The organism is Microcystis sp. LEGE 08355, assembly GCF_015207185.1.
In the GTDB taxonomy this organism is placed as follows: Bacteria; Cyanobacteriota; Cyanobacteriia; order Cyanobacteriales; family Microcystaceae; genus Microcystis; species Microcystis panniformis.
Window position 1 is genome coordinate 1 of record NZ_JADEXI010000378.1, and the last position, 4,573, is coordinate 4,573.

The 4,573-nt window shown below is 43.8% G+C and carries 3 protein-coding genes, 1 tRNA gene and 1 pseudogene; 2 read left to right on the plus strand and 3 right to left on the minus strand.

The annotated features are described in order from the left end of the window. Positions 1 to 213 precede the first annotated feature (213 nt). Together IQ242_RS17310 and IQ242_RS17315 are read right to left on the minus strand one after the other, a co-directional pair. Positions 214 to 1,068 carry a prohibitin family protein gene (locus IQ242_RS17310; protein ID WP_193960831.1) on the minus strand — a complete coding sequence of 285 codons (855 nt, stop codon included), beginning with the start codon at positions 1,066 to 1,068 and terminating at the stop codon, positions 214 to 216. A gap of 7 nt (positions 1,069 to 1,075) precedes the next feature. Beyond that, positions 1,076 to 1,549: an EVE domain-containing protein gene (locus tag IQ242_RS17315; protein ID WP_193960832.1), complete on the minus strand. Its 474-nt coding sequence runs from the start codon at positions 1,547 to 1,549 to the stop codon at positions 1,076 to 1,078. 320 nt (positions 1,550 to 1,869) lie between these two features. Here IQ242_RS17315 and IQ242_RS17320 point away from each other — a divergent pair. Then, a pseudogene (locus IQ242_RS17320) lies at positions 1,870 to 3,216 on the plus strand (sensor histidine kinase); the annotation flags it as partial. An 18-nt stretch (positions 3,217 to 3,234) separates the two neighbouring features. Here the strand turns inward: IQ242_RS17320 and IQ242_RS17325 are convergent. Then, positions 3,235 to 3,307, minus strand: a tRNA-Glu gene (locus IQ242_RS17325). 127 nt (positions 3,308 to 3,434) lie between these two features. Between IQ242_RS17325 and IQ242_RS17330 the strand changes: the two genes are divergently transcribed. Next, positions 3,435 to 4,573 (plus strand): hypothetical protein (locus tag IQ242_RS17330; protein WP_193960833.1); only part of this gene is annotated, 1,139 nt, incomplete at its 3' end.

Below are 4,573 nucleotides of genomic sequence, written 5' to 3' on the forward strand. Positions count from 1 at the left end.
TGTATAAGAGACAGGGTTGGGGATGGTGGCATGGGATTGGAATGGGGAGAAGTGGGGTGGACTTAGGCTGAAACTCCTTCTCCCTGCTCCCTTCTCCCCTGTAGTCTTAACGAGTAATTTAGATAGTCAACAGCTTACCAAATTTAGGTTACACTTCCTCTTGATGGGAAAGACTGTATCTTGAGAAAATAATTAGGCTAAATAGACCCGAATTTAGGGGGTATTTTCTGAAAAAGAATCACTATAATTAAATAAAAATGGTACGCTATTTTTTCCCGATCCATCCATGACTAAAACCCGGGGCATTTGCGCCCCACCTTCGCGCCAAGCTTCGATCGCTTCTTTCTGTAAAACTAATCCTCCCCCCTGTTCTTTTAAAGTTTCTGCTAATAGTCTTTGTGCCTCAGCTTTCCCTTTAGCGCGATTGATTTCTGCCTGGGCCTGTTGTTCTGCTTCTTGGGTGATATAAACGGCTCTTTGGGCGCGTTGTTCCGCGATTTGTTTATCTTCGACGGCCCGAGCAAATTCCGGAGAAAAATTCAAATCTACCACACTGGTATCTAAGACTAGAATACCATACTTTTCTAACCGAGTCGATAGGGCATTATCAAAGTCTTCTTTTAACTCACTGCGTCGAGTAATTGCCTCCTCTACTGTTCTTTTAGCGGCGGCAATTTTAAAGGATTCTTGGGTTTGAGGGGCGATAATTTTAGCGACAATATTTTGTAAAGTTCCTTGGGTTCTTCTAATGGCCACTACTTGAGTCGGATCGAGACGAAAATTAATCGCAAAACTAGCGGATAAATCCTGTAAATCTTTAGTGGAACTTTGGGCAGGAACTTCAAATTTTTGCACCGTAACATCGTAGATATCGACACTAGAAACAAAGGGAGGTTTAAAGTGCAATCCCTCCAATAAAACCCCGTCTTTAGCTTTTCCTAACACACTTAAAACTCCCGCTTGTCCGGGGGTGATAATCACATAGGCATTAAAGGCCGCTAAAATGACAATAGTGACCAATAATCCCCCAATCAGGGAAAGTAAATTAATAGCATCTTTCTGGTTCACAGTTTATTTATACTCCTTGACGAGCGACTAAAGCGAGAATTTTTGTTGCGATCGCTTGATTGACAGGCATCACTGACAGACGATTTCCTGTCCTTACTAATAATAATTCATCGGCGGTAAAATTTTGTTTTAAAATTCCTAGGGGCAGCAGTTGGGGAAAAAGGCGATCAAACTCAACTTTAACCGTCCACCAGCGCGGGGAATCTGGAGAGGATTTAGAATCATAGTAGGGACTATCACGATCGAATTGTGTGGGATCGATCATATCGGTTTCCACTACGCGCATCAAGCCGACAATCCCCGGCGGGGTCGTATTAGAATGATAAAAAAAGGCCAAATCTCCCCGTTTCATCTGACGGAGAAAATTGCGCGCCTGATAATTTCGCACTCCCTCCCAAATAGTTTGACCATCTTTTTTTAAATCCCCGATACTATAGACATCGGGTTCCGATTTCATTAACCAATAATTTAAATTCATCATTGATAGTTGTAATTAATTCAAATAAGATCGAAAATATTTTTAGCCGTTCCTGTCAGCCTTGTTGCCATAGGGTTAAATATAATTCACTTTGGCTGCTTTTGTAGTTCTACTCAAACAATTATTGAGAAGAATGTATCTAAAAATACCTTTGTTAGCAGCAATTTCTAAGGACTATGAGCCTTCAAGTCTAGCTATTCTTGGCAACCGTCAGTTTTTCCCTATAGCTAAAAATAATTTATTCTCCCTTCTTAAATCGCTCAAATAAGCTGTAAAATGCGATACATTGCTCTAAAAATCTCTAGCCAATCCATAGATTATCAGTGTTCCAAGCCACTCGCCGCCGTTTAGCCTTATGGTACACTGTTGTCACTGCCATACTACTGCTTTTTCTCGCTACGGGAATGTATTTTTATGTGCGGCATACCCTAGTGGATCGCATTGATGATACCCTCAAACACATCATTGAGGTGGTAAATCGTTCCCTCGTGATCGAATCGATTCCCCCGAACCAAGGACGTTATCGCGTCGATCCCCTCGCAAGTTTTCCCAGTCAGGGTAAATCCGTCGAGGACGATCATATAGATTTGGAATGGTTTGATCCCCAAGGTAATCTACTTTGGTCAACTCTGGCTGAATCCTTAGATATTCCCCTCCATCCCCACCGTCAGGGGGAAACTATTCGCTTATCCGATGATCGTCTGCTGCGACAAATAACCGAAAGGGTGGAAATCGATCATCATGTTTTGGGATATCTGCGGGTAAGTCATCCTTGGTTTGAGGTGACAAAACCGATTAGACAGCTATTATTGGATTTAATCGCCGGAATTTGCCTGATGATTGCTAGTGTTGCCTGGATTGGTTGGTTTTTGTCCGGTTTAGCCATTCAACCAGTAAAAGAGTCCTATCAGAGTTTAAAACAATTTACCGCCGATGCTTCCCATGAATTACGCAATCCGATCGCCACTATCCAAACTAACGTGCAAATGGCGATCGCTTATCCCCAAACTGGCGATCAACGCTTGCAGGTGATCGAGCGTTTAACGGAAAGATTGGGCAATTTAGTCAATGATCTGCTCTTTTTAGCCCGTTCTGATAGTGGCATCGTCCAACCGATCGAGCAAGCTGTACCTTTGGATGCTTTATTGATGGAAGTGGTGGAAGAACAGCGTTTAATCGCCGATAAGCAGGGAATTTCCCTCTCTTTGTCGATCGTGGAACCGGACCAAGAGGATTTTTCCTACAGCGATGAAATGTTTACTATGCAGGGAGATTGGGATCAATTAGCACGTTTATTCACAAATTTAATCTCTAATGCCCTAAAACACGCTTTTTTGCCCGAATCTGAGCCTAAAAATGTGGCAGTGGAATTGGAAAAAAGTAAACGCGATCGACAATCGGTGTTACTGGTACGCATCAAAGATAACGGAATCGGGATTCCCGAGGCTGCTTTGTCCCATATTTTTGATCGCTTTTATCGTCTCGATCCCGCACGGCAAAATTCCGCCACTTCCGGGGGAACAGGATTAGGATTAGCGATCGCTTTAGCGATTACCCTCAGTCATCATGGACAAATTAGCGTCGAAAGTCAGATCGATCGAGGAACAATCTTCACCGTCACCCTACCAAAAAGCCATCAACGGGAGAAAAAAACCGAAAAGTCAGAAGCTTACTCTGACTTCTTTTCATACCCCCAAGGGAATTCGAATCCCTGTCGCCTCCGTGAAAGGGAGGTGTCCTAGGCCACTAGACGATGGGGGCTTGGATTTCAGACCTTTTTAAATATAACAATAATCTTTCTGGGAGTCAAGGGTTTTGGCAAAAAATTTTTTTATCCCGCCCTTGCACAATAGGATAGTCTAAATGAAGATGTTATCGCCCAAAATCCATGGCTGCCGATCCCTATAAAAGCCGACTGTTCAACCTGATCAACCGTCGCTTGATCCGTCTGAAAGATAACCTCGGCCGCGTTTCCCGTCGCGGTCAAAATGCGATCGCTATTGCCCTGCAAATAGCCCTCTATCCCGTCTATTTGCTGGTACAATCGCTGCGGGTGACGGCTAATCAATTGGGGAACAGTCTCCAGAAACAATTATCACCCCCCAGCAAGGAGGGAACGGATGCGATCAAAGAATTTCTACAGAGCTTATCTGACCAAGAAACGCCATTTATTGGCATAGCAGCCGATCTAGAGGATCAAGCTTTAGTTTTCGTCACTAACGATCACCAGACCGTTAAAATCACCGATAATCAAACCCAAAGACAAATAGAAAAACAAATTAGGACGGCACTGGCTAACTACGCCCTCGAAAAACGGAGAATTAAGCGATTAAATCCTCAATATCCGCCTTTATTACCAAATTTTACCGACAAAAATCCTGTCTTGCCTCCGATACGTTGGTTTTGGAACCTACTACGCTGGGAACAACAGGGACAAATAGCGATCGCCATAAATCTATTCCAAGAATCCCATCTCGTCAAAACCCCGACACCACCCTCCTTACCACTGCCTAATTTAAATTCCCAAGCAATTTTAGGAGTTATTGACGAAAAATTAGCGATTTTCGAGACTAAATTTCTCGCTATCTCCCCCGCAATCCCAGGCAGTTTGAGCCACACCTCTAACCCCCCTTCCGATCTCGTTAACCAGTCCCCGACTCTCGAGAAAAATTACTCCTATCTCTGGCGACTTTATTGGTTAATTTATGCGGCGATCGAGCATTTCTGGGCAAAAGAGAAGAATAATTTAGAATATAGTGCTGATTCCCCCGCTTTATCGGCAAAATATCCCTTAAGTCTGCCTAATTCTCTGCTGATCACCTTCAAACAACGTCTCCAGGATTGGCTAGAAAAACAAACCCAAGCGGCTCCCTTCACGATCGGCAAACTCATCCAAGCGGCGATCAATCACTTCTTTGCTTCTCGCCAATCCCTGACATTTTCCGCCGTCAGCGAGCCACCTTGGCTAGAATCCGCCGATATCTTGGCTATTTCTCCCCAAGACTCCGAAAAACCGCGCCTTAACCC

Bases quoted from the DNA above. Each gene is read 5' to 3' on its own strand.
- IQ242_RS17315 (WP_193960832.1), bottom strand. From the start codon at position 1,549: ATGATGAATTTAAATTATTGGTTAATGAAATCGGAACCCGATGTCTAT.